This is a genomic window from Kluyvera chengduensis (genome assembly GCF_044197065.1).
GTDB classification, from domain to species: Bacteria; Pseudomonadota; Gammaproteobacteria; order Enterobacterales; family Enterobacteriaceae; genus Kluyvera; species Kluyvera ascorbata_C.
In genome coordinates this window covers 1068998-1093631 of record NZ_JBIQOI010000002.1, presented here as the reverse complement: position 1 = coordinate 1093631, position 24634 = coordinate 1068998, and the positions used below count along the sequence as shown (strand labels likewise).

Sequence of the window (24634 nt, the reverse complement as noted above, 5' to 3'; positions counted from 1 at the left end):
ATTCGATCCTTTTAAGGGGCAAATGGTTCTATAGGTATAGAACCTGTTGGAGGTGGAAGACCGTTAGCAGCATCAGCAGCACCACTTTCTTTCCAAAAACATTGACAATTATTAGGATTCTGATTTGCTTTGTACAGATTATAATGGTCGCCTGTATATGGATGGTGAGGCTTTCCTGGCGGTACCAGATCATGACGATATCCAATAGTTCCCCGTGGTACTATGTTCCCACTAATCGTTTTACAAGGTGGGCAGGGCTTTTTTTCCTCACATTTAGCTAAATGTTCTGTTTTTGTTTTAGATTGTTCCGAATCCCCAGATGTTGCCAGCACTGCACCGCCTGCTGCCGCACTTCCCCAAAATAACCAGTTAATTCCTTCCACTATGGCCGGAATAGCCATACCCCACAACCCCAGCGGATCCACTTCTGTGACCGGATTCAGTGGATACGTGTAAGGGTTTAATCCCCCCATCAGCCCTATCGGATCCTGCGTGAGATACCGTCCCTGCAACGCGTCATAATACCGGTGCCGGTTATAATACAGCCCCGTCTCCGCATCATACTGCTGCCCCGGCAGGCGAATTAACTGCGCCAGATTTTCCGGGCTATCCTCCCGCAGCACGTTGCCCCATTCGTCATATTCCGCACGCCATGCGATGTTACCGTCCGGGTTTATCAGCGCCAGTGGCAGTCCCCGGTGGTCGCAGTGGTACCGATGGATTGTGCGCCGTAGCGTGTGTTCCGGTTCCATCTGGTTTTTCATCTGCTCCGGCGTTAATCCGCACTGCGCCAGCCATTGCTGATTTGCGGCGCTGATGTCGCCTTGCCGCAATTCGGCTTCCAGTTCGTCCAGCATCGTCACCAGTTCCGGCACGAACGTTATTCCCGCGTCCTGCTGGAGCTTCTCTGCCAGTGTGCGATGTGCTGCTTTTGCCAGCTCCGCTATTTCCGTTTCAATACGGATTAACGGCGTGAAACTGCCCGGTGTGTAAACCGTCTGGACGCGACGGTTTTCCATCTGTGTGGTGGTCAGCCTGTCGCCATCCCAGCCGTACCACGTCACCTCCGGAGTGGGGTTCAGCCAGAGATATTCCTTCCCGCTGAGGCTTTCCCGTTCAGTCTGGCTTTTCCATATCCGTTTGCCGACGCGGCGGCCCAGCGGGTCGTACAGGTAACGGCCTTCCAGCAGCGACTGGCCCTGCTGCGCGCGGACGTAGTACACCAGTCGGTGCTGGTTATCGTAGTGATAATGGTGACTGTGGCTACCGCCGTCGCGGATACGGCGCTCGTCCTTTTCCGTCAGCCTGCCATAGTCGTCGTAATGGTAAAACCCGTGTGCATCCTCGCTGATGCGGTTATCCGGGAAGCGGGCAGGCAGCACCGGATACTGCTGCCGGTCGGCAATCCGGTTGCCCTCCGGGTCGGTGAGGTAGTCTGTTGTGCTGTTTTCGGGTGCCAGCTGTACCTGGTTCAGCCGTCCTGCGTTGTCATAATGGTAGTGTCGCTGTTGCAGTGGTCCGCTGATACGGACAAGCTGCCCGCCATCGTTATAAGCGTATTCCCGGTTCAGCTCCGCCATATTCAGCCTGTGGCTCTGGAGTAGTCCACCTGCGTTGTAGGCGCTGGCCTGATCGTAAGCTCCGAAACCTCGCTGCTTCTCCCGGTGCAGGCGGTCGCGGCTGAGGTCGATTAGCGGCGTGTCACCGAGTTTCATCCCCGCCAGATAACCGCTGCCGTAAGTCAGCCACTCCACCGGGGGGAGGTGGTCGGGGGTGGTTTTATTCGCCAGTCCGTTCTGATAATCGTGCTGCGTGAGGTGCTCCCACAGCAGTTCGTTCGTCTGCGGGGTGTGAACGGTCTGTCGCTCGCGGCTCATCCGGCCTTTATCATCATAGCCGTAGTGAACAGCGACGCGGTGGCCGTCGCTGAGATGGCTGATTGCCGTCAGCCAGCCGTGTTCGTTGTAGTGCCAGCGTTCGGCCTCTTCCTGGTTCACAGTACGGTGCGTCAGGCGGTCGGATGTATCGTAATGCCAGAGGGTGACCAGTCCTTCATCTTCACTGCGGATAAGTTGTCCGGTGGTCGCGTAGCCATAAAGTTGCGTTCTGCCGTCAAAGCCGTGCTCTTCCGTCAGCCGGTCCATCACGTCGTAAGCGAACGTGGTATGACTGCCGTTCTCATTCGTCAGTTGCGTCACGCGACCGGCGGCGTCGTAGGCCATTTTCCGCGTCAGGCCGCCTTCGGTTGTGCTGACCGGTCTGCCGGACGAATCATACTGCGTTTCGCTGCGGCTGCCGTCAGGAGAAATGACAGTCGTCAGGTCGCTGGCCTCACTGTATTCATAGCGCGTTTCCCGGCCCTGAGTGTCCTTCCGGCTGGTCAGTCTGCTCCGAGTATCGTAAGTCAGGTAAACGCTCAGCCCTTCTTCGTGGTGAACCGCCGTTGTCTGTCCGAAGCGGTCATATTCGTAGCGGGTTTCGTAGCCTGAACAGTCGGTGAAGGTGAGCAACTGCCCGTAACGGCTCCATGACATCTGTTTCCGGCTGCCGGTGGCGTCTTCCATCGCACAGGGGAGTTCGCTGTCCGAGGTATCATAGAAATATCGTGTGATATCGCCATGGCGGGAAGTTTCTGCCAGCAGCCGACCCTGAGCGTCATATTCCTGCTGGCTCTGGAGGCCGTCCGGGTACACGGTATCCGTCAACTGGCGCTGGCTGTTGTAGTAAAATTCCGTTTGCCTGCCGTCCGGCATGATGATTTCTTTCAACTGACCGGAGCCAGGACTCAGGCGATACTCTGTCATACGACCTGCCGCATCGGTCTGCGCTACCAGACGGCCAACAATATCAAATTCACTGTGAATACAGCCACCGTCCGCCAGTTCCTTTTTCACCACCCGCTTCAGTCCGCCTTCGCCTTCTGTGTGCAGCACCTCGCGGCGGTTCAGGCTGTCGGTAAGGATGACGCGGTTCTGTTCATACGCGTAGGTATAGCTTAAGCCCTGCGGATTCCTCTGTTCCGTCACCCGCCCGGATGCATCATAGCAGTACTGTATCTCCTGCCTGCCCGCATAGTGGTGGGCCACCATTCGCCCAGGATGCGACGGGTCATACGTAAACTGGCGTACTGCCGTGCCGCTGCGGTCATATACCGTTATCAGTTCTCCACGCGGGGAGTAGTCATAACGCGCCAGCGGGGCGGCGGGCAGGTTGTCCGGGAATGCCGGATCGTGCGTTAGCCACACTTCTGCCAGACGAAAGCCATTGTCCATGCCGTAAGCTGTGGAGGGTAGTGCATTCGCGAAGGGAAGAGGGGCAGTGTCGCTGGTGACTGACTGTTTTCGGTACAGGTCCGCCCGCTGTGCCTGTGTGGTCAGTACCAGCTTGAAGCAGCGTCCAGCGCCATCCTTTACGGCATTGATTTCCCCGCTGAATTTGCCGGTAGCGGCCCGGTGGAAATTCTGTATGCGCCCAAAACTGTCGACAAGCCCGGTCAGTACCCGGTATGGCGGTAGTGGCGCGGGCAGAACTTCTTCTGGGGCGGGAGCGCGCTCAGACCAGCCCAGAATCCACCAAGGCCCCTGAACACTGTTGGTTGCCAGATACACGTGTGGGCTAGTGCGGATGTTTTCCGGCAGTGCCTGCCAGAGTGTGTGCAGCGGGTTACTGTCATGCAGCGCTGGCACGCCACCCCGCACCAGCCAGAGCGATTCGCTGTGGCTGAAGGCGGATTCACCGGGAAACAGCGGGTTGAAGTGAATGCTTCTGCCACTGTTGTCGTTAAGTATCAGTTCGTCATCACATATCTGTAAGCGGATATCGAAGGGGGCCTTCCAGCCAGGGCCAAAAATACCCACCGGCGCGGGTGTTTTCGTCCGGTAACTGTTGTAAGTTCTTGAAAGTAAAAATGGCAGAGGGCCGGGCAGGGAAAAATCAGTTTCACCGGGCTGTACCTTGGCACCCAGTAACGGGTTAACCGGGTTTCCGGAGGTCATGCCGCCGGGGCAGACCGAGCAGGCCACGCCGGTCGGTGCGCCAATCATCACACCCGGAGATCCCTGAACAATCGGTCCCCCGATTGCAGTCATGTCGCCCATCCGGGCGGCGGGTTTTCCGCTCATAGTCAAATCCTTCTGAATTTCCGGGTTTAATTTTTATCGCGTTTCACTGCAGGCAGTCGGGGTTTCACTGACTCAGCGCTGCCGGATATCCGGCGGCAACTCGCTGATTTATTGTGGTGCTTTCGGCGGGTCTTCTGCTGCGCCACAGTTCCAGTTAATCATCAGCGCGTCGCCGCTGAGCGTCTGCATCCCCTGGAGGTTAATTGCCGTACCATTCAGGAAGATGCTGCCATCCTGCGTCAGTACCAGCCGCGCCTGACCGCAGCGCAGTTCCAGATGTTCACCGGCGGAGTACACCGCTACTTTCCCGGTGCTCTCGGTTTTGCTTTTACCCACGGTGAAGGTGACATTCTCTCCCACGCTGACGTCATACCCTTTACCAACCAGCAGAGATTTCTGAATGCCGACCTGCGAGGACTGCATCAGTGCCACCGAGGTGTTCATCACGCCGCCCACCGTGGTCTGGTAGGCCACGCCAACCGTCAGTGCGCGGGCCACACCCACCGTTTCAGCCTGATTCAGCCCGACGGTAATGCTCTGGTTTTGCCCTACGGTCTCTTGCTGATTCTGTACCACTGTTTGTGTCTGATTCAGCTTCACGGTGATGACCTGGTTGCCGCCAATGGTCTCAGTATGGTCTACTTTTACGTCGGTGGTGCGGTTGTTCAGCACCTCGGTATCCATGTTCTTCTGCGCATGGAGGTAGACCTGCTCCTGGTCCGTCGCATCGTCAAACCGCAGTTCGTTAAATCCCCCGCCTTTGTAGGTTTTCGAGCGGAGGGTCATCTGCGTTTTTGTCCCCGGCAGGCTGCCCGGTGAACGGTTGTCCTGATGGTAGGTGCGTCCCATGATGATGGGCTGGTCCGGGTCGCCGTTAAGGAAGTCGACTATCACTTCCTGGCCCACGCGCGGGATAGCGAGGTTGCCGAATCCGGCACCGGCCCATGCCTGAGACACCCGTACCCAGCAGGAGCTGTCTTCATTGCCCGGACAGTAACGGTCCCAGTGAAAACGTACCCGGACGCGACCGTGCATATCGCAGAAGATTTCTTCACCCGCCGGGCCGGTGACGATGGCGCTCTGCGGGCCATCTACGGCGGGTTTTGCCTGCGGTAAGGCGCGCCATGTCCGGTCGGCGGGGATAACGTTCAGCTGGTTTCTCAGCGTGGTGCCTTCTCCCTGGCTGCCATGCTGCGCCTGTGGCTGCTCACCTTTCAGAACGCTGCCCGTCACCTGCCATTCCCGGTTCAGCGAAGAGGACGGGTGCCCGGTCAGAGTGAAACGTTTTCCGGGCCACAGCTTCGGGGAGTTGCTCACGCAGGCAGCCGTTTCAGCATCCTGCCGGTAGCCTTCGGCCCGGTAGCGGGCAAAAGCCTGCCCGTGCTGCTCATCCTTGAAGCACCCCGGATAGTCGAAGATTTCATACTGCGTGCGCTGGCCGTTCAGGTTTGCGGCGTGGTGGCTGAAGTAGCCGGGCCAGCCGGGGGTTTTAAAGGTGTAGTCCTGATTTTCCACCGAGGAAGGGCGAATCTGCGCGCTGTAGTTGAACGCGCTGATGCATTCAGTGGTGGTTTCACGGCTATTCGGGTTAAAGGGCATTTCACCGAGGGTGGAGACCCCGGCGACGTCATCGCAGAGCACCAGCTTCTGTTCAGGCCCGGTCGGGTGAAACCAGTCAAAGAAGAAGATGCCTTCTTCCGCCCACAGACGGCTCAGGAACCCGAGGTCAGTTTCGCCGTACTGCACGCAGAACTCTCTGGCCGGATGGGGCTCATAAAAGGAAGGCACCCAGCCGGTGACGCCGTTTTCAGTGAGCAGGGTGGCGGAAATGGCCTGAATATCCTGCTGCTGAAAGATGCGGAAGTTCTGGCGCAGGCCACAACGCCAGAGCGGGGAAGAAAGGGTCAGGTGATAATTCATCTGCCAGCCGTTGTTTTCCCCGGTTTCCATCCCGGTGATGATGCCGCGGAGGTAGCGCTGCGCAACGGCGCCCTGCCAGATGGTCAGCGTGGCATTTTTCTCAAGGAAATCGGGAGCGGTAAGGCCAGACCGGTCGCTGGCAATATCGACACGGAGCAGAAAGGGGGTGGAGAGATTCTGAAAGAGAGTAAAGCGGACAACGGCGGTTGCCGACTTCTCGATTCCGTCCACTTCAAGTGTGAAACGCAGTCCCTGCTGTGACATAAATCCTCTCTTCTGTTACGCGTGACCATTCTGCAAAGATAAGTAATGTGAAACATTAGAGTGGTTTTTTTGTCGGTATATTTCGATGGAAATCACTTTTATTGAAAGGGGGAGTAAAATTAATTAATATTTTTCAATGTATTAATTTACGTGGCTGATTGGTTGGGTATCATAAATATAATTTAACAATATCGGTTCGGTAATTTTTCTGCTTCCCATCTTCGATGTGGGATGCGTCAGCAGCCACCCGCAGTGGCTATTCATCATAAACGCTGCTGTGATGACGGCGAGCTCGAATGAACACGCCGCGCTCGTACAAATACCTCCGAACCACACGCATCAGACGCGCATTACGCAGGCTAATCCCTATCAATCGCAAACGGCTGCCACGCCTGACGCACCGGCATCACCTCCACGCGGTTAATATTCATATGATCCGGCAGGGTCGCGATATAGAACATCTGCTCGGCGATATCCAGCGCCGACAGCGGCGTGGTGCCGCGATATAGCGCGTCGGATGCCGCCTGGTCGCCCTTGGTGCGCACCAGCGTAAACTCGGTCTCGGCAATGCCTGGCGCGAGGTCGGTGACGCGCACGCCGGTGCCTAACAGGTCACAGCGCAGGTTATAGCTGAACTGCTTCACAAACGCCTTGCTGGCGCCATATACGTGGCTGCCTGGATAAGGCCACTGCCCGGCAATCGAGCCAATGTTAATAATGCTCGCCCCTGCGCCGTGGCGAATCAGCGTTGGCAGCAGGGCGTGCGTCACGTTTACCAGTCCGGTGACGTTGGTATCAATCATGGTATGCCAATCGGTAAGATCGACCTTCTGCGCTGGCTGCGGTGCCAGCGCCAGCCCGGCGTTGTTGATAAGCGCGGTGATATCGGCAAAATCCAGCGGCAGCGCGGCGACGGCAGTACTTACCGCCGCGCTGTCGCGCACGTCCAGCTCAATCACATGCACCGGCACCCGCGATGCCAGCTCGGCCTGTAACGCTTGTAGCCGCGCCAGTCGACGCCCGCTCAGTACTAACGCCCAGCCCGCGCGCGCAAATACATGCGCCGCCGCTTCCCCAAAGCCGGAGGTCGCTCCGGTAATAAACACCACGTTACGCTTTTGCATTGTGCTCTCCTGTGCAGGTTGTTCCGGCCACTATAAAAACCGCGGCGCGGCCTGCCGAGAGCCAGTCGGCGCATGACGATGTGACACCGTTGTCACAGCGCCGAGGCTACACTGGCTCTATCACTTTTTTTTGTGCCGACGACATGATGAATCACAGCCAACGGTATGCGAGGAACAACGAATGACAGAGTTGAACAACAAAGCGGTTCGCCAACTGGATAGAGAGTATGTTTTTCATTCCTGGTCGATGCAGGGCAATCTGACCCCGCTGGTGATTGCCGGCGCAAAAGGGTGCGAGCTATGGGATTACGACGGGAAAACCTATCTGGATTTCAGCAGCCAACTGGTGAACGTTAACCTGGGCTACCAGCACCCGCGCGTGCTGGCGGCGATGAAAGATCAGCTCGAGTCGCTGGTGACGATTGCCCCAGCCACCGCCAACCTGGCGCGCGGCGAAGCGGCAAAACGCATTATTGGGCTGGCACCGGAAGGTTTTAGTAAGGTGTTCTTCACCAACGCCGGGGCCGATGCCAACGAGAACGCCATTCGCATGGCGCGGCTTTACACCGGGCGCGATAAAGTGCTGTCGGCCTACCGCTCCTATCACGGCAACACCGGCAGCGCCATTGCCGCCACCGGCGACTGGCGTCGCGTGCCGAACGAATATTCGCGGGGGCACGTGCACTTCTTTAACCCGTACCTCTACCGCACAGAGTTTAACGCCACCTCGGAACAGGAAGAGTGCAGCCGCGCGCTGGCGCACCTGCGGCGGATGATCGAGTGCGAAGGCCCGTCTTCCATTGCCGCCATTCTGCTGGAGTCGATTCCCGGCACGGCGGGGATTCTGGTGCCGCCGGAAGGCTATATGAAGGGCGTGCGGGCGCTGGCGGATGAATTCGGGATTATCCTGATCCTCGATGAAGTGATGGCCGGGTTTGGCCGCACCGGCAGCTGGTTTGCCTTCGAGCAGGATGGGATCGTGCCGGATCTGATCACCTTCGCCAAAGGGGTGAATGCCGGTTACGTTCCGGCAGGCGGGGTGATCATCAGCGATAAGATTGCCCACTATTTTGACGATCACTTCTTTGCCGGTGGGCTGACCTATTCCGGGCATCCGCTGGCGATGGCGGCGATTATTGCCACCCTTGATGCGATGAAGGACGAAGGGATCGTGGAAAACGCGGCGCGTATCGGCAACGGCGTGCTGCGTCAGGGGCTGGAGGCGCTGGCCGCATCGTCACCGCTGGTAGGTGAAGTACGCGGGCGCGGCGTGTTCCAGGCGCTGGAGTTGGTGAGCGATCGGGCGAAGAAAACGCCGCTGGCGGCTGGGGATATGGCGGAGATTAAAGGCGCGTTAACCGAAGCGGGGCTGTTGAGCTTCGTGGTGGAAAACCGCATTCACGTGGTGCCGCCGTGTACCATCACCGCCGAGCAGGTGCAGAAAGGGGTAGGGATTTTACACAACGTGTTAGGCCATTTTGCCCATTTAGCCGTGTAGTTTTGTGCCGGGGTTTCCCGGAGTCGGCTGCGCCTCGTCCGGGCTACCAACATCGTAGCCCGGCCAAGCGAAGCGCCGCCGGGAATGGCACCGAACAGACCGTTAACTCGGGCTCCAGGTATACGGCGCCGCGATACCCAGCGGCATTCCCACGCCCCACCATACCAGCAGCAGAATGCTCCACGCTACGAAGAAGGCGATGGAGTACGGCATCATCATCGAGACCAGCGTACCCACGCCCGCGCCCTTCACGTAGCGCTGGCAGTAGATAACGATCAGCGGGAAGAAGACCATCAGCGGGGTGATGATGTTGGTGCAGGAGTCACCGATACGGAACGCCGCTTGCGTCAGCTCCGGAGAAATTCCCACCGCCATCAGCATAGGCACCATAATCGGCGACAACAGCGCCCATTTCGCTGACGCAGAGCCAATCAGCAGGTTCACCACGGCCGTCAGCACAATCATACCGATAATCGTTGCCTGCCCTGGTAGTTCGAGCGCTTTCAGACCGTCGGCACCCATCAGCGCGAACAGCGTACCAATGTTGGAGTCGCTGAACGCTTTGATAAACATGGCGCAGAAGAAGGCCATCACCATGTACGAACCCATTTTGCTCATGGAATCATTCATCGCGCCAATCACATCTTTGCCAGACTTAAAGGTGCCGGAGACAAAGCCGTAGACGATACCCGGCAGAATAAAGATCAGGAAAATCAGCGGTACGATGGACTTCATAATCGGCGCGCTATAGGAGGTCAGCGAACCGTCGGTGCCGCGCAGCATCGAACCTTCCGGCCAGGCCGCAGCAGCCAGCGCCGCCAGACCGAGCATCATCACCAGTGACGCGCGGCGGAAAGCGCGGCTCTCCTGCGGCGTGACGTTTGACATATCTTCATCGTGTTTAAAATCGCCATCGATGGTCATTTTGCTGACGCGCGGCTCAACGATGCGCTCGGTGACCCACCAGCCGACCAGCGTAATCACGATAGAAGAAGCAATACCGAAGAACAGGTTGCAAAGAGTGTTAACGGTGTAGGCGCCATCCAGCAGTTGGGCGGCCGCCTGGGTAAAGCCTTGCAGCAGCGCATCGTTACCTGTGGGTACCATGTTGGCGGCAAAGCCGCCGGAGACGCCGGAGAACGCGGCGGCAATCCCGACCAGCGGGTGACGGCCTGCGGACATAAAGATAATCGCGCCCAGCGGAATCACCAGCACGTAGCCCGCATCCGCCGCCACGTGGCTGAACATCGCCACAAAAATCAGCATTGGCGTCAGCAGTTTTTTCGGCGTCACGCGCAGCATCTTTTTCAGCGCCACGTTGATAAAGCCGGAGCTTTCCGCCACGCCCACGCCGAGCATCGCCACCAGTACGATCCCCAGCGGCGCAAAGCCGGTAAAGGTGGTAACCATATTAGCGAGCGTATTGGTCAGCGCTTCAGGAGAGAGCAGGTTATTCACCTTCACCGCTTCCTGCGTCATTGGGTTGATAACGTCGAAGGTCATCATCGACAGCACCGCCGACAGGCCCATCACAATTAATAAAAAGTAGAAAAAGATCATTGCCGGTTCAGGTAACCGGTTCCCTGCTTTTTCAATCGCGTTCAGAAAGCCCGTCATCAGGCGGCTTTCACCCACTTCATTCCGTGTCCGTGTTTGGGTATTCATTCGGTTCCTTAATTCAGACAATTGTTTCATTGTTTGTATGAATGTTTCAGAGGAATAATAGGGGTAATTGCCGTGCGGAACTATATCTTTATGGTGGATAAATCTGACAAAAGCCGCAATTTTTGATTTTTTATTTTATCAACGAGGTTATGGTTGGCGGTTGATTCGGTATTTTCGATGGCTGGTCATATTTATGGCTGTTGGTACAGCGTGACGATACGTTGGTGGTCAACGGTGTACCACTGGATTGTGGCGATGAGGTTAATGGTGGGGATGTGCAGTGTGATATTTTGGGCATCAATATGGGTCACCACGGCATCATGAAAATGGATCAGTTGGGGGTAGCGAGCTGAAAGCGCTTTGTACAGGCTCTCTTTTGCCGAAAATGCCAGCGTCAGGGCCAGCGGGAAGGGGATAAGGGCTGCATGCAGGTTTGTTAGCTCAGTGCTGCTCGCTACCTGCTCAGCGAGGGATTTGGCAAGCGAAACGTTCATCACTTCTTCAATATCTATCCCTACCGGGCTATGCGAAACGATAGCAATCGCCGTTTGACCGCAGTGGCTGATGCTGCCATAGAGCCCAGTTGGCCAAAGCGGCGTGCGATTTTCCCCGATGCCTGGTACTGACTTCTCGCCAACGGTACGCAGCGCGTAAACGGCGGCGATGCGCCCCGCCAGATGTTCTGCCTGGCGTTTTTTACCTGAGCGTTCTAGCAAGGCATAGTGTGGCAGCCACAGTAAATCCTGTGGTGTGAAGGTTTCAGGCTTAAAGTCGATGCGCTGAATGGTGTGAAACGTGCTGTGGTGGGTAAGCATAAGGCTCCTGAAAACCCTCTCCCGGAAGGGAGAGGGTAGGAACAGATTATCAGAAGTGCGTGTTGATACTCATGTACCAGGTACGGCCCGGCTCGTTGTAGGTGTAGGCACCCGCACCAGCCATGTAGTCGCCCGTTTGTGTGTTGCTCACCGTCTGGGCATTACCTTCGCGCCACAGGCGTTTATCGAAGACGTTATCCACACCGCCGGTCAGGCTGACGTATTTGGTCACGTCCCAGGTCGCGCTCAGACCGACAATGCTGTACGGGCTAATCTCATTGGCTGAAGTACCAGTGACCGGTTTACCCTGATAATCGTACTTTTTCGGCTGCTGTTTGCCATACCAGGTAAAGGTAGACTGCAGCGATACATCCTGACGAACCTGCCAGCTCAGGGTAGAGTTCAGCGTGTACTCAGGAATGATCGACAGGCGTTCGCCGGTCTCTTTGTTCTTGCTTTGCAACATGTAGGTGATGTTGTTGGTCCAGTTCACCGTTTCGCTAACCGGAACGTTCAGCGTTCCTTCCAGCCCTTCAACTACCGCTTTAGGAATGTTATCCCACTGGTAGATATCCGTTTTGGTTGAGCCCGAGGTGATACGGTAGAGTGGAACGGTACCGGCTTCAATTTTGTTGCGATAATCGTTACGGAACCAGGTAACCCCAGCCAGCCAGCCGTCACGTTTGAACTCCAGACCAATCTCTTTGTTGATGCTGGTTTCCGCTTTCAGATCGTCATTCCCCAGCAGGTAGCAGCCAATCTTGCTTGCCGCGCCTGTGGCGAAGCAGCCCTGGCCTTTGCTGTACAGGATATAGTTCGGGTTGGTCTGATACAGGCTTGGCGCTTTGTAGGCGCGAGCGATCCCCATTTTCAACGTGAAGTCATCGCCGAGCCCCTGAGAAAGGTTCAATGATGGACTCCAGTTATTGCCGACGACACTATGGTGATCGAAGCGCAGCGCCGGAGTTAACATGGTGCTGTCGGTGACCTCCATGTTGTCCTCTGCGAACAGCGAGAAGATCTCCGCTTGAGAATAAGGACTGCGAGCATCGGTGCTGTAGCCAGGAATATTGCCGCCCAGGAAGGTCTGCGTGTTGGAACTGGAGTCCTTCATGCGCTGCTGGTTCCATTCGGTGCCCAGCGTAAGGTTCTGGTTAACGATTAAATCGAACGGAATATTGATTTCGCTGTGTAGGGTGACATCAGACAGGTCGGTATCACTAAACTGGTTGCTGTTGAACAGCCCCTCGAGGCCACCGGCCAGCCCTTCGCCCAGACGGGAGTTACGAGTGTGTTCGTACTGTGCCCAGTTGCTGGTAGTAACGCCATTATCCCAGCCGCCGTTCCAGGTCAGCGCATAGTTCTGGCGATACATACGGTTAGTTTCTTTACCGTAGTATTTTTTAACCAGGCCTTTGCCTGTGTTGTCGTTGTTGGTGTTCTGGGTATCGCCCGCGTACAGATTACCCTGACGGCTATAGCCTGCTTCGAATTCCAGTGACTGCATCGGCGCGAAGTCCCAACGAACCTGCCCGTTGATATCTTTGTTCTCAACGCCTTCGCGACCGGCAGGCATCGTATCTGCGTAAGCACCGGTACGCGTCGACTGGTGACCATCGTTGATGTCCCAGGCATCGGCCTGGGTTTTATCCAGGTTACCGTACAGACGGAAGCTGAAATCGCCGCCCAGCGGCCCGGTCAGGCTGAAGTTAGTACGCTTGGTGGAGCCTTCTTCTTTGTGCTCCGGCGCGTTGAAATAGGTGTTCCAGGAACCGTGCCATTCATCACCCCCTTTTTTGGTGATGATATTCACCACGCCGCCCGCCGCGCCGTTACCGTAACGGGCTGCCGCTGGGCCACGCAGGACTTCAATGCGTTCAATCATTTCTGGCGGCACCCAGCCGGTATCTCCGCGGGTATCACGTTCGCCGCGCCAGCCCTGACGGACAGAGTTACGGCTGGTGACCGGCTTGCCGTCGATCAGAATCAGGGTGTTTTCCGGGCCCATACCGCGAATATCGATCTGGCGGTTGTTACCGCGCTGGCCGCTGGTGGAGTTACCGGTGAGGTTAACGCCCGGCATGGTACGGATGATTTCAGAAACGTCGCGAGCCGGTGGGCGCTTGCGAATTTCGTCGGCGGTGATGGTGGAGACGCCCGGTGCCTGCAGGTTCTGCTCGGCCGCGGTAACGACCATGGTTTCACCGTCTACGTCTTTATTGCTGGTAGTCTCGGCGGCAAAAGCCGGAGATGCAACGCCATAAATACCCAGGTTGACCAGGAAGGCCAGGGATTTGATTTTATTATTCATTGTGTGTCCTGCTTTTCGTCGCCAACGTCCCGTCGTGATCCATTCCCAAAAGGGGAGACGCGGCAAGGTTGTATGCCAGAAGCATGTGAAAGTGCGCGGCAATACGCTATTGCAAATGCAAATAGTTATCAATAATATTATCAATAAATTTTAAGATGTAAAAATAAATTCCACAAGAAACATGGGGTTAACGTGGTGGAGAAGTTAGCAACAGGAAGTGATGCGTGGTGGAAAACCATAAAAGGACCGCAATATGAACGGGTTGGCGAAAATTATCGCGTCACGTTCTGGTGGCGGGACCCTGCTGGAGGCCCGCTTTCATCGCCCATTCGCCGGGTGTGGATTTACATTACCGGCGTTACCGATCACCACCACAATTCTGCCCCGCAGACCCTTGAACGTATTCCCGATACCGACGTCTGGCGCTGGACGACCACGTTGCCGCCTACCTGGTGCGGTAGCTACTGCTTTGCTCCCAGCGAGCGCGACGATGATTTCTCCCCTGACATTTTTACCGCCGCCGAGCCGGATCGTCAGAAACTGCGCGAAGGCTGGCGCAAGCTGCTGCCGCAAGCCATTGCTGACCCGCTGAATCCGCAAAGCTGGAAGGGCGGGCGCGGCCATGCGGTTTCGGCGCTCGAGATGCCGCAAGCTCCGGAACAGCCGGGATGGTCAACGCCTGCGTCCACCTGGCGTGAACCGCAGTGCATCACCTGGCGCAGTGAACGATTGGGCAATCAGCGCCGGGTGTGGATCTTCACCACCGGAGAGGTGAACGAAGCCGACCGGCCTTTGGCGGTGCTGCTCGACGGCCAGTTCTGGGCCGAAAGCATGCCGGTATGGCCCGCGTTGACCGCGCTCACCGAAGCCAAAAAGCTGCCCGCCGCGGTCTATCTGCTGATTGACGTGATTGATAACGCGCACCGCAGCATTGAGCTGCCCTGCAATGCGGATTTTTGGCTGGCGGTACAGCAGGAATTGCTGCCGCAGGTACAGGCGATTGCGCCGTTCAGCGACCGCGCTGACCGGACGATAGTGGCCGGGCAAAGCTTCGGTGGCCTCTCTTCGCTTTACGCCGGGCTGCACTGGCCGGAGCGCTTTGGCTGCGTGCTTAGCCAGTCGGGGTCGTACTGGTGGCCGCATCGCGGCGGGCATCAGACCGGGGAGATTGTCGCGCAGCTTGAAAGCGGGGCGTTGAACCCGCAGGGGCTGCGAATCGTGCTGGAAGCCGGTATCCGTGAACCGATTATTTTTCGCGCCAATCAGGCGCTTTTGGCGCAACTACAGCGCACACAGCAGCCGATTTTCTGGCATCAGGTTGATGGCGGACATGATGCGCTTTGCTGGCGCGGCGGGCTGACCGCCGGGCTGATGACGCTCTGGAACACCCAGACGGCAACGCGCGATTAACGACAGGAGTTTGGTATGCAAGTCAGTAACCCCTTCGACGTGGCGCAAGGGCAGTTTTACCTTCTGCAAAATCCTCAACGGCAGTTCAGCCTCTGGCCCCAGCAGTGTTCAGTGCCGGAAGGCTGGACGGTGGTGTGCGAGCCGCAGCCGCTTGAGGCGTGCAACGCCTGGCTCACCCATAACTGGACGACGCTTTATCCTGACCATTTCGCCGCCGCCGGAGGCCGCCCATGAACCCGCGTTTACCGCTGATTGCCGCTCAACCGGGGATCTGGATGGCGGAAGCGCTGTCGACATTACCTAACGCCTGGAGCGTGGCGCACTACGTTGAGCTGAACGGGAAGATTGACGGCGACCTGCTGGCGCGCGCTATCGTGATGGGCCTGAATCAGGCCGACACGCTGCGTATGCGCTTTAGCGAAGATAACGGCGAAGTCTGGCAGTGGCTGGATGAAAGCATGCCGATTGCCGAACCGGCGTGCCACGACCTGCGCGGTGAGTCTGACCCGCAGCAGGCGGCGCTGGCCTTGATGCAGCGTGACCTCGCGCAAAATAGCCGCGTCGACAGCGGCAATCCGCTCTATTGCCATCAGCTTTTCCGCGTCGGCGAAAACCAGTGGTTCTGGTATCAGCGTTACCATCATCTGCTGGTGGACGGCTTCAGCTTCCCGGCGATAACGCGGCAGATAAGCCTGATTTACCAGGCGCTGGTCACCGGCGAAACGCTACCGGAACCGGCGTTTACGCCGTTTGCCGACGTCGTGGACGAATATCAACGCTATCGGGACAGCGAGGCGTTCCAGCGCGATAAAGCCTTCTGGGGCGAACAGCGTAAAGCCTTGCCATCTCCGGCCTCGCTCTCCTCTGCGCCGCTGCCGGGTCGTGCGCAAAGCACCGCTATCTGGCGGCTGAAGCTCACCGCCGACCGCCGGGCGTTTACCCGCCTGACCGCCTCCGCCCCGCAGTGCCAGCCCGCCGACCTGGCGCTGGCGCTGGTGGCGCTCTGGCTGGGGCGTCTTTGCGGGCGCAGCGAGTACGCCGCCGGGTTTATCTTTATGCGCCGCATGGGATCTGCCGCGCTGACGGCCACCGGCCCGGTGCTCAACGTGCTGCCGCTTGGCGTGACGCTGAACGGGCAGGAAACCTTGCCCGAGCTGGCGACTCGCCTCTCCGGGCAGCTGAAAAAGATGCGCCGCCATCAGCGCTATGATGCGGAGCAGATTGTGCGCGATGCCGGAAAAGCGGCGGGCGATGAAGCGCTGTTTGGTCCGGTATTTAACGTCAAGATGTTTGATTATCGTCTCGGTTTCGCCGACGTTAACGCGATAACCCATACGCTGGCGACCGGCCCGGTTAATGACCTTGAGCTGGCGCTGTTCCCGGACGAAGAGGGTGGGCTGTCGCTGGAAATTCTGGCCAACCAGCAGCGCTATGATGAAGCGACGCTGCAGCAGCATATCGCCCGTTTGACTGCACTTTTGCAGCAGTTCGCCGATAATCCCGCGTTGATGTGTGCCGATGCGGAACTGCTTTCACCTGACGAATATCAGCGTCTGGCGCAGATCAATGCCACCGAAAAATCCCTGCCGCGCGCCACGCTCAGTTCGCTGGTGGCCGAGCAGGCGGCGAAAACGCCGGATGCCGTGGCGCTGGTGGACGCGAACTATCGCTTCACCTACCGCGAGATGCGCCAGCAGGTGGTCGCGCTGGCAAACGTCCTGCGTGAACGCGGGGTGAAGCCCGGTGATAGCGTCGCCGTCGCATTGCCGCGTTCGGTCTTCCTGACGCTGGCGCTGCACGCTATCGTCGAGGCGGGTGCGGCCTGGCTGCCGCTCGATACCGGCTACCCGGACGACCGCCTGCAAATGATGCTGGAAGACGCGCGCCCGACCCTGCTGATCACCGCCGCCGACCAACTGCACCGCTTCCCGAATATCGACAGCCTGTGTCTGAACGCGCCGCTGACGGCGGGTGATGACCAGCCGCTTGCGCTGGCGACGCCGGAACAGACGGCCTATATCATCTTTACTTCAGGCTCAACCGGCCGCCCGAAAGGGGTGATGGTCGGCCATGAAGCTATCGTTAACCGCCTGCTGTGGATGCAGGATCACTATCCGCTGACCGCCGATGACGTGGTGGCGCAAAAAACGCCGTGCAGCTTTGACGTTTCGGTGTGGGAATTCTGGTGGCCGTTTATGACCGGTGCGAGCCTGGTGATGGCCGAGCCGGAAGCGCACCGCGACCCGTTGGCGATGCAGCGCTTCTTTGCCGATTATGGTATCACCACCACCCACTTCGTACCGTCGATGCTGGCAGCGTTTGTCGCCTCGATGACGCCGGAAACCGTGGATAGCTGCTGCTCGCTCCAGCGGGTGTTCTGTAGCGGTGAAGCGCTGCCGACCGCGCTATGCCGCGAGTGGGAAGTGCTGACCCACGTGCCGCTGCACAACCTCTATGGGCCAACGGAAGCGGCGGTGGACGTGAGCGGGTACCCGGCCTACGGCGAAGCGCTGGCGGCGGTATCCGGCAACAGCGTGCCGATTGGTTTCCCGGTGTGGAATACCGGCCTGCGTATCCTCGGCGCCATGATGCGCCCGGTGCCGTTTGGCGTGGCGGGCGATCTCTACCTCACGGGTATTCAACTGGCGCAGGGGTATCTGGGCAGACCGGATCTCACCGCCAGCCGCTTTATTGCCGACCCGTTTGCACCCGGTGAACGGATGTACCGCACCGGCGACGTGGCGCGCTGGCTGGATAACGGCGCGGTGGAATATCTCGGACGCAGCGACGATCAGCTTAAAATCCGCGGCCAGCGCATCGAGCTTGGCGAAATCGACCGGGTGATGCAGAGCCTGCCGGACGTGGAACAGGCGGTGACGCATGCTTGTGTTATTAACCAGGCGGCGGCCACCGGCGGCGATGCGCGCCAGTTGGTGGGCTATGTGGTATCGATTTCCGGCCTGCCGCTCGATACCGAAGCCCTGCTGGCGCAGCTTCGCCAACAGCTACCACCGCATATGGTGCCGGTGGTGCTGTTACAGCTGAGCGAACTGCCGCTGAGCGCCAACGGCAAGCTGGATCGTAAAGCGCTGCCGCTGCCGTCGTTGACGCAGAAAACCAGCGGCCGCGCGCCGCAAACGGCAACCGAAGTGCAGGTCGCCGCGGCGTTCAGCCAGCTGCTCGGCTGCGACATTCAGGATATCGACGCCGATTTCTTCGCGCTTGGCGGTCACTCGCTGCTCGCCATGCGCCTTGCCGCAACGCTGAGCCAGCAAACCGCGCGCAAGGTGACGCCGGGGCAGGTGATGGTGTCATCGACCGTCGGTCAACTGAGCGCGCTGCTGGACAACAGCGACGACGAACAGGCGCAGCGTCTGGGCTATGAACCGCTGCTACCGTTGCGTACCGGCGATGGCCCGACGTTGTTCTGCTTCCATCCGGCATCCGGTTTTGCCTGGCAGTTCAGCGTGCTGTCGCGCTATCTGACACCGTGCTGGTCGATTACCGGCATTCAGTCGCCGCGCCCGGAAGGTCCGATGCAGACCGCCGCGACGCTGGACGAGGTGTGCGAGCATCATCTGGCAACCTTGCTCGCCCAGCAGCCGCACGGGCCGTATTACCTGCTCGGCTATTCGCTCGGCGGTACGCTGGCGCAGGGTATTGCCGCGCGTTTACGTCAGCGCGGTGAAGCGGTGGCGTTCCTCGGCCTGCTGGATACCTGGCCGCCGGAAACGCAAAACTGGGCGGAAAAAGAGGCTAACGGTCTTGACCCAGCAGTATTGGCGGAAATTGACCGCGAGCGCGAAGCGTTTCTCGCCGCCCAGCAGGGGCAGGGCTCCAGCGAGTTGTTCAGCGCAATTGAAGGCAACTACGCCGATGCCGTGCGCCTGCTGACCACCGCGCACAGCGCGACGTTTGACGGCAAAGCGACGCTGTTTGTTGCCGAGAAAACCCGCCAGGCGGATCCGCAGGCGGCCTGGGGGCCGTGGGTGGGTGAGCTGGAGGTGTATAGTCAGGATTGCGCGCACGTCGACATCATTACGCCTGCGGCGTTTGAGGCGATTGGGCCGGTGATTCGGGAGATATTGGGGTAGGGAAACCGCGGTTGATTATCCTGTAGGCCGGATAAGCTAAGCGCCATCCGGCAGACCGGCGCACGATGCCGGATGGCGGCTACGCCTTATCCGGCCTACACGGTGGTAGCCTGGGGTGATTCACCGCCGCCCGAGCGGCACCACCAGCGGCGTGTTCGCCACCGGGTCGTCAATAATCACGCAGCGCAGGCCGTAAATCGCCTCAATCAGCGCCGGAGTGACAATCTCTTTCGGCGCGCCTTCCGCCACAATCTTCCCTTCACGTAAGGCTATCAGGTGCGTTGCATAGCGGCACGCCTGGTTTAAATCGTGCAGCACTGCCGCCAGCGTATAGCCGCGCTCGCGGTTTAGTTCGCTTAATAGCTCCAGCAGGTCAATCTGATGGCTGATATCAAGCCAGGTCGTTGGCTCGTCGAGCAGCATAATCGACGTGTCCTGCGCCAGCACCATGGCTATCCACGCGCGCTGGCGTTGGCCGCCCGAAAGGGTATCCACGCTCTGGCTCGCCAGATTCACGATGCCGGTGGCCTGCATGGCGCGCTGCACTGCATCTTCATCTTCCTGCCGCCAGCGGGTAAACAGCGGTTGATGCGGATAGCGCCCGCGGGCAACCAGCTCCTGCACCGAGATATCGCCCGGCGTCGTGGCGTTTTGCGCCAGCAGGCCGACGCGACGCGCCACCTCTTTGCTGGCGTAACGCTGGATCTCTTCACCGTCGAGATACACGTGGCCGTGAACCGGCGTCATCAGACGGCTGAGCGTGCGCAGCAGCGTGGATTTCCCGCAGCCGTTGGGGCCGATAATGGCGGTGAAATGACCGTCAGGGATGGTGACGTTCAGCGACTCGGCGATGGTCTTTTTCCCGTAGGCGAGGGTTAACCCTTCGCCGTGCAGGCGGGCGACGGTGTCGGTCATTTTTTACGAGACTCCTGAATAAGCAGCACGATGAGGTAGATACCGCCAAGGCTAACGGTGACCACGCCCACCTGAAGCTGGTAAGGCAAGAACAGCTGCTGGGCGCAGTAATCGGCGGCGGCCAGCAGTAGCGCGCCGCAGAGGGCCGCCTGGGTTAGACCCCAGCGCGCGGTGCCGCTTAAGCGGCGGGCGATGTGCGGGGCGACCAGCGCAATAAAGGAGATTGGCCCGGCCAGCGCGGTGGCGGCGGCGGTCAGCACCACGGCGACCAGCATCAGCAGCAGTCGAGACCACTCGACGCGAACCCCCAGCGCACAGGCGCTGTCGTCGCCCATTTCTAACAGGCGCAGACGGCGCACTAAGAGCGCCGCGCAGACGAGGGCAACGGCCATCAGCGGCGCGGCGGGCCAGATTTTGGCCCACGTCATGCCGTTGAGTGAACCGGCAAACCACAGCCCGGCAGAGACGGCAGTCTCCAGCGACGCGCGCAGCAGTAGCCAGGTGTTGAAGGCCATCAGCATTGCGCGGATGCCAATGCCGATAATAATCAGCCGGAAGGTTTCAATACCGTCGCGCCAGGCCAGCGCCCAAACGATAAGCGAGGTAGCGATACCGCCCGCCATGGCGGCGAGGGTGATGGTAGTGAGGTTCTGGCCGAAAAAGACCAGCGCCACCAGCACGCCGCTCCACGCCCCGGTGTTGAAGCCCATCACGTCCGGGCTGCCCAACGGGTTGCGCATCAGCGACTGGAAAATCGCGCCGCTGACGCCGAGCGCCGCGCCAATCAGTAACGCCATCAGCACGCGCGGCAGGCGCCACTCGGTGACCACCAGCGTGATGGCGCGCGGCGCATCGCCGAACAGCGCGGCGAAAATTTGTGAAAATTCCAGCGTAACCGCACCGCTGCGCAGACTCAGCAGCGTGAGCAACAGGCATGCGGCAACCAGCAGCAGGCAGCTTAACACCAGGCGACGAGACGGGGCGTTCATCGACCACCTCCGTTCGATTTACGGCGGACGAGGAAAATCAGCACTGGCGCGCCGATAAAGGCGCTGACTACCGAGACCCGCAGTTCACCGGGCACCAGCAGGCGGCCAATAATGTCGGCAAACAGCAGCAGCGACGGTGTGGCGAGCAGAGTGACCGGCAGCGACCAGCGGTGATCCGAACCGACCAGCCAGCGGGAAATGTGCGGCATCATCAGGCCGATAAAGGCGATTGGGCCGACTACCGAGGTCGCGCTGGCGCATAGAATGGTGATCACCAGCAGCCCCATGATTTGCGTGCGCGCCACCTTGCTGCCGAGCGCGGTGGCGGTGTCAGCACCGAGGCTCAGGCTGTTGAGCGAGCGGCTCATCATCAGCGCGACGGCACCGGCAATCAGCACCGGGAACAGCACCGTTTTCAGGGTTTGCAGGGTGCGAATATCCAGTGAACCGGCCTGCCAGAAGCGCAGCTGATCGTAGACATCCTGATTGAGCAGGGCGATGCCGCTGGAGAAACCTTCCAGCACGGCGGCAAGCGCCACGCCCGCCAGCGTTAAGCGCACCGGGCTCAGTTGGCCGCCGCCCTGGCTGCCGGTAAAGGCGACGATTAACGAGGCGACCAGCGCGCCGCAAAAGGCCATCGCCAGCTGTTCCTGCGGCGAGGTAATGCCGAGCAGCGCCGCGCCCAACACGATGGCAAAGCTGGCACCGGCGTTGACGCCAAGAATACCGGGGTCGGCAAGCGGGTTGCGGGTGAGGGTTTGCATTAACGCTCCGGCAAGCCCCAGGGCACCACCGGCCAGCAGACCGGCCAGCGTTCGCGGCAGTCGGGCATCAAGCACGATGATGCAGTCGGCGCTCTGGCAGGTGCCGCTGAGCGCATCGACAACGACGTGAACCGGAAGCGGTTTGGCACCAATCAATAAACTGAGCGTGGCGGCGAGAAACAGCAGTATCAACAATCCAGGCAGCGCAAGGGCGCGCAGCACCGGGGTGGAAAACGACATGGCGACATCCCTGATTTGATAATGATATTAATTATCGTTATCTATCTTATTCGCTTATGTTAGCATGAGCGCCCTCGGAAAGGGTAAGAAAAAACGTTCAAGGTTTTGTAATGAATCGACAATCCTGGCTGCTGAATCTGAGCCTGCTAAAAACGCATCCGGCCTTTCGCGCCGTCTTTATTGCTCGCTTTATCTCCATTCTCTCGCTTGGCCTGCTTGGCGTGGCGGTACCCGTTCAAATCCAGATGATGACCCACTCGACCTGGCAGGTGGGACTTTCGGTCACATTGACCGGCGGGGCGATGTTTGTCGGACTGATGGTCGGCGGCGTGCTGGCCGACCGCTACGAGCGCCGCAAGCTGATTCTGCTGGCGCGCGGCACCTGCGGCGTGGGGTTTATCGGCCTGTGGCTGAATGCGCTGCTGCCGGAACCGTCGCTGGTGGCGATTTATCTGCTGGGATTATGGGATGGTTTCTTTGCCTCGCTGGGCGTGACGGCGCTGCTGGCGGCGACGCCTGCGCTGGTGGGGCGTGAAAATCTGATGCAGGCCGGGGCGATCACCATGCTGACGGTGCGCCTGGGTTCGGTGATTTCGCCGATGGTCGGCGGCCTGCTGCTGGCTTCCGGCGGCGTGTCGTGGAACTACCTGCTGGCGGCGCTGGGCACCTTTATCACCACATTGACGCTGCTGCGTTTACCGCAACTGCCACCGCCGCCGCAGAAGCGCGAACATCCGTTCACTTCCCTGGTGGCCGGGTTCCGTTTTCTGCTCGGTAGTCCGTTGATTGGCGGCATTGCGCTGCTGGGCGGGCTGGTGACGATGGCCAGCGCCGTGCGCGTGCTTTACCCCGCGCTGGCGCTGGGCTGGCAGATGTCGGCGGCACAGATTGGCTTGCTGTATGCGGCTATCCCATTGGGGGCGGCTTGTGGTGCGCTCACCAGCGGACGACTGGCGCAGAACGAGCGTCCGGGCTGGGTCATGCTGCTGGCAACGGTTGGCGCGTTTGTGGCGATCGGGCTGTTTGCCATGATGCCGCACTGGGCGCTGGGGATGGTCTGTCTGGCGCTGTTTGGCTGGCTGAGCGCCATCAGTTCGCTGCTGCAATATACCTTGATTCAGACCCAGACGCCGGAAGCGATGCTCGGGCGCATTAACGGGCTGTGGACGGCGCAGAACGTCACTGGCGATGCCATCGGCGCGGCGCTGCTCGGTGGGCTGGGGGCGATGCTGACGCCAGTGGCCTCGGCAAGCGTGAGCGGCTGGGGGCTGGCGATTGTTGGCGGGATTTTGCTGTTGGCGCTGGGCGAACTGCGGCGGTTCCGGCGTGAGCTCCCGGAGTCGGCGTAAACGCCTCGTCCGGGGTTCAGGATGGCGGCTTCGCCTTATCCGGCCTACAAAACCGTACGAATGTAGCCCGGCCAAGCGAAGCGCCGCCGGGACTGGCTAGGTGCTTAACCAAACAGCGCCGATAACCGCGCTAGCACGCGCGTCGCGCTGTAATAATCAAGGCGGAACGTCTCGGTGCCTAATGCGTAAACCTGTTTCTCTTTTACCGCGGACAGGTGCGCCAGCAGCGGGTTGGCGTAAATCGCGTCCACGTCTTTCTGGTCACCGGCGAACAGGAACAGGCTGTTGCCGTTCAGTCCAGTTGCCAGGTTTTCACCGCCAAGCTGGATGATGTCGTGACGTTTGCCCTGGCTTTGGCTGGCGTGCAGACCTTCCGGCAGCGTGGCGAGGGTAAAGCCGAGCTGGGAGAGGAACTGCCCCTGCGCGGATTCGCGGGTCCACAGGTTGGCGCTATGGGCGGCGGCGGTATAGACCAGCGCGCTTACCGGCTGCGGCGGCAGTTTCATCTGTTGTTTGACGGTAGCCAGTTGCTTATCAAACTCGGCGATACGCGCGGCGGCCTGCTTCTCCTGCCCGGTGATGGTACCGAGCTCCGTCAGCAGCGCCTGCCAGCTTTTATCGTCGTAGTTGACGATAAGCGTCGGCGCGATGGTGGAAAGCTGATCGTAGAGCGCCAGCGCGGAGTCGCCGCCGGTGGCGCTGATAAGAATCAGGTCTGGCATCTGCGCAGCCACGGCTTCGGCGCTCGGTTCGCCAATATAGAGACGGGAGACCTTGCGCGCTTTCGCTACGTCGCCCCATTGGCGCAAGAAGCCTTGGGCATCGGCCACGCGGTTATTCGGCGTGGTAGCACCGCTGGCAATGACCGGAGCGTCAATCGCCAGCAGGGAACCGGTGAGGGTTACGCTGGTGGAAACAATGCGTGTCGGCTTCTGTTCCAGCGTGTGTACGCCGTGGCTATCGGTAATCTGCCGCGGCCATTCGGCGGCCTGGGTTGAGGATACTCCTAAAACACTGAAACCGGCGATGAGCGCCACGGTGCGCCATAAAGCGGAGAAGTTCACGGATAAACGTCCTGATGGTTGTTGGTTAATGCTTCTCATTTTCAACTATTGTCGGCGAGAGATGCAAGCCCTCTTGCCGTCGCCGGGAAGG

Annotated in this window: 15 protein-coding genes; 5 read left to right on the top strand and 10 right to left on the bottom strand. The window is 59.3% G+C overall.

Going from position 1 to position 24634, the window contains the following annotated elements; all coding sequences use genetic code 11:
- Positions 1-11: 11 nt before the first annotated feature.
- The 3 genes from ACH1XZ_RS10765 to ACH1XZ_RS10755 form a co-directional block, all read right to left on the bottom strand.
- Positions 12-4121, bottom strand: a complete 4110-nt coding sequence (locus ACH1XZ_RS10765) for an RHS element core protein (protein ID WP_395595514.1) — start codon at positions 4119-4121, stop codon at positions 12-14.
- Between the two features lie 108 nt (positions 4122-4229).
- A complete protein-coding gene (locus tag ACH1XZ_RS10760; protein WP_395595513.1) occupies positions 4230-6305 on the bottom strand; it encodes a type VI secretion system Vgr family protein in 2076 nt (691 codons plus the stop codon).
- A 359-nt stretch (positions 6306-6664) separates the two neighbouring features.
- Entirely contained in the window at positions 6665-7429 is a 765-nt protein-coding gene (locus tag ACH1XZ_RS10755; RefSeq protein WP_395595512.1) for an SDR family NAD(P)-dependent oxidoreductase, read from the bottom strand.
- Between the two features lie 181 nt (positions 7430-7610).
- Between ACH1XZ_RS10755 and ACH1XZ_RS10750 the strand changes: the two genes are divergently transcribed.
- A complete protein-coding gene (locus ACH1XZ_RS10750) occupies positions 7611-8927 on the top strand; it encodes an aspartate aminotransferase family protein (RefSeq protein WP_395595511.1) in 1317 nt (438 codons plus the stop codon).
- A 102-nt stretch (positions 8928-9029) separates the two neighbouring features.
- Here the strand turns inward: ACH1XZ_RS10750 and ACH1XZ_RS10745 are convergent, their stop codons facing one another.
- The 3 genes from ACH1XZ_RS10745 to ACH1XZ_RS10735 form a co-directional block, all read right to left on the bottom strand.
- Complete coding sequence (locus tag ACH1XZ_RS10745) at positions 9030-10592, bottom strand: AbgT family transporter (protein WP_395595510.1); 1563 nt, start codon at positions 10590-10592, stop codon at positions 9030-9032.
- Between the two features lie 191 nt (positions 10593-10783).
- Complete coding sequence (entD, locus tag ACH1XZ_RS10740) at positions 10784-11407, bottom strand: enterobactin synthase subunit EntD (protein WP_395595509.1); 624 nt, start codon at positions 11405-11407, stop codon at positions 10784-10786.
- Positions 11408-11456: 49 nt separating this feature from the next.
- Entirely contained in the window at positions 11457-13718 is a 2262-nt protein-coding gene (locus ACH1XZ_RS10735) for a TonB-dependent siderophore receptor (protein WP_395595508.1), read from the bottom strand.
- Positions 13719-13913: 195 nt separating this feature from the next.
- Here ACH1XZ_RS10735 and fes point away from each other — a divergent pair, with 195 nt between their 5' ends.
- From fes to entF, 3 genes are read left to right on the top strand one after another with little or no spacing between them, the layout of a single operon-like run.
- Positions 13914-15128 (top strand): enterochelin esterase, encoded by a 1215-nt coding sequence (fes, locus tag ACH1XZ_RS10730; RefSeq protein ID WP_395595591.1) that lies wholly within the window; start codon positions 13914-13916, stop codon positions 15126-15128.
- 15 nt (positions 15129-15143) lie between these two features.
- Positions 15144-15362 carry an MbtH family protein gene (locus ACH1XZ_RS10725; RefSeq protein WP_395595507.1) on the top strand — a complete coding sequence of 73 codons (219 nt, stop codon included), beginning with the start codon at positions 15144-15146 and terminating at the stop codon, positions 15360-15362.
- Positions 15359-19222 (top strand): enterobactin non-ribosomal peptide synthetase EntF, encoded by a 3864-nt coding sequence (gene entF / locus ACH1XZ_RS10720; protein ID WP_395595506.1) that lies wholly within the window; start codon positions 15359-15361, stop codon positions 19220-19222. The genes ACH1XZ_RS10725 and entF overlap by 4 nt, the downstream gene beginning before the upstream one ends.
- A gap of 120 nt (positions 19223-19342) precedes the next feature.
- Here the strand turns inward: entF and fepC are convergent, their stop codons facing one another.
- The 3 genes from fepC to fepD are packed head-to-tail and all read right to left on the bottom strand — an operon-like array spanning position 19343 to position 22130.
- A complete protein-coding gene (gene fepC / locus ACH1XZ_RS10715; protein ID WP_395595505.1) occupies positions 19343-20137 on the bottom strand; it encodes an iron-enterobactin ABC transporter ATP-binding protein in 795 nt (264 codons plus the stop codon).
- Positions 20134-21126 (bottom strand): iron-enterobactin ABC transporter permease, encoded by a 993-nt coding sequence (fepG, locus tag ACH1XZ_RS10710; protein WP_395595504.1) that lies wholly within the window; start codon positions 21124-21126, stop codon positions 20134-20136. Before fepG ends, fepC begins: the two co-directional genes overlap by 4 nt.
- A complete protein-coding gene (gene fepD / locus ACH1XZ_RS10705; protein WP_395595503.1) occupies positions 21123-22130 on the bottom strand; it encodes a Fe(3+)-siderophore ABC transporter permease in 1008 nt (335 codons plus the stop codon). The genes fepG and fepD overlap by 4 nt, the downstream gene beginning before the upstream one ends.
- Before the next feature lie 110 nt (positions 22131-22240).
- Here fepD and entS point away from each other — a divergent pair, with 110 nt between their 5' ends.
- A complete protein-coding gene (gene entS / locus ACH1XZ_RS10700) occupies positions 22241-23479 on the top strand; it encodes an enterobactin transporter EntS (protein WP_395595502.1) in 1239 nt (412 codons plus the stop codon).
- A 104-nt stretch (positions 23480-23583) separates the two neighbouring features.
- Here entS and fepB read toward each other — a convergent pair whose 3' ends face one another.
- The gene (fepB, locus tag ACH1XZ_RS10695) at positions 23584-24543 is read right to left on the bottom strand and encodes a Fe2+-enterobactin ABC transporter substrate-binding protein (RefSeq protein WP_395595501.1); all 960 of its coding nucleotides are present in this window, start codon (positions 24541-24543) and stop codon (positions 23584-23586) included.
- Positions 24544-24634 lie beyond the last annotated feature (91 nt).

What these genes read in the sequence shown, in the direction of transcription:
- ACH1XZ_RS10765 (WP_395595514.1), bottom strand. Translation starts at nt 4,121, where the DNA reads ATGAGCGGAAAACCCGCCGCCCGGATGGGCGACATGACTGCAATCGGG.
- ACH1XZ_RS10760 (WP_395595513.1), bottom strand. Translation starts at nt 6,305, where the DNA reads ATGTCACAGCAGGGACTGCGTTTCACACTTGAAGTGGACGGAATCGAG.
- ACH1XZ_RS10755 (WP_395595512.1), bottom strand. Translation starts at nt 7,429, where the DNA reads ATGCAAAAGCGTAACGTGGTGTTTATTACCGGAGCGACCTCCGGCTTT.
- ACH1XZ_RS10750 (WP_395595511.1), top strand. Translation starts at nt 7,611, where the DNA reads ATGACAGAGTTGAACAACAAAGCGGTTCGCCAACTGGATAGAGAGTAT.
- ACH1XZ_RS10745 (WP_395595510.1), bottom strand. Translation starts at nt 10,592, where the DNA reads ATGAATACCCAAACACGGACACGGAATGAAGTGGGTGAAAGCCGCCTG.
- entD (WP_395595509.1), bottom strand. Translation starts at nt 11,407, where the DNA reads ATGCTTACCCACCACAGCACGTTTCACACCATTCAGCGCATCGACTTT.
- ACH1XZ_RS10735 (WP_395595508.1), bottom strand. Translation starts at nt 13,718, where the DNA reads ATGAATAATAAAATCAAATCCCTGGCCTTCCTGGTCAACCTGGGTATT.
- ACH1XZ_RS10725 (WP_395595507.1), top strand. Translation starts at nt 15,144, where the DNA reads ATGCAAGTCAGTAACCCCTTCGACGTGGCGCAAGGGCAGTTTTACCTT.
- entF (WP_395595506.1), top strand. Translation starts at nt 15,359, where the DNA reads ATGAACCCGCGTTTACCGCTGATTGCCGCTCAACCGGGGATCTGGATG.
- fepC (WP_395595505.1), bottom strand. Translation starts at nt 20,137, where the DNA reads ATGACCGACACCGTCGCCCGCCTGCACGGCGAAGGGTTAACCCTCGCC.
- fepG (WP_395595504.1), bottom strand. Translation starts at nt 21,126, where the DNA reads ATGAACGCCCCGTCTCGTCGCCTGGTGTTAAGCTGCCTGCTGCTGGTT.
- fepD (WP_395595503.1), bottom strand. Translation starts at nt 22,130, where the DNA reads ATGTCGTTTTCCACCCCGGTGCTGCGCGCCCTTGCGCTGCCTGGATTG.
- entS (WP_395595502.1), top strand. Translation starts at nt 22,241, where the DNA reads ATGAATCGACAATCCTGGCTGCTGAATCTGAGCCTGCTAAAAACGCAT.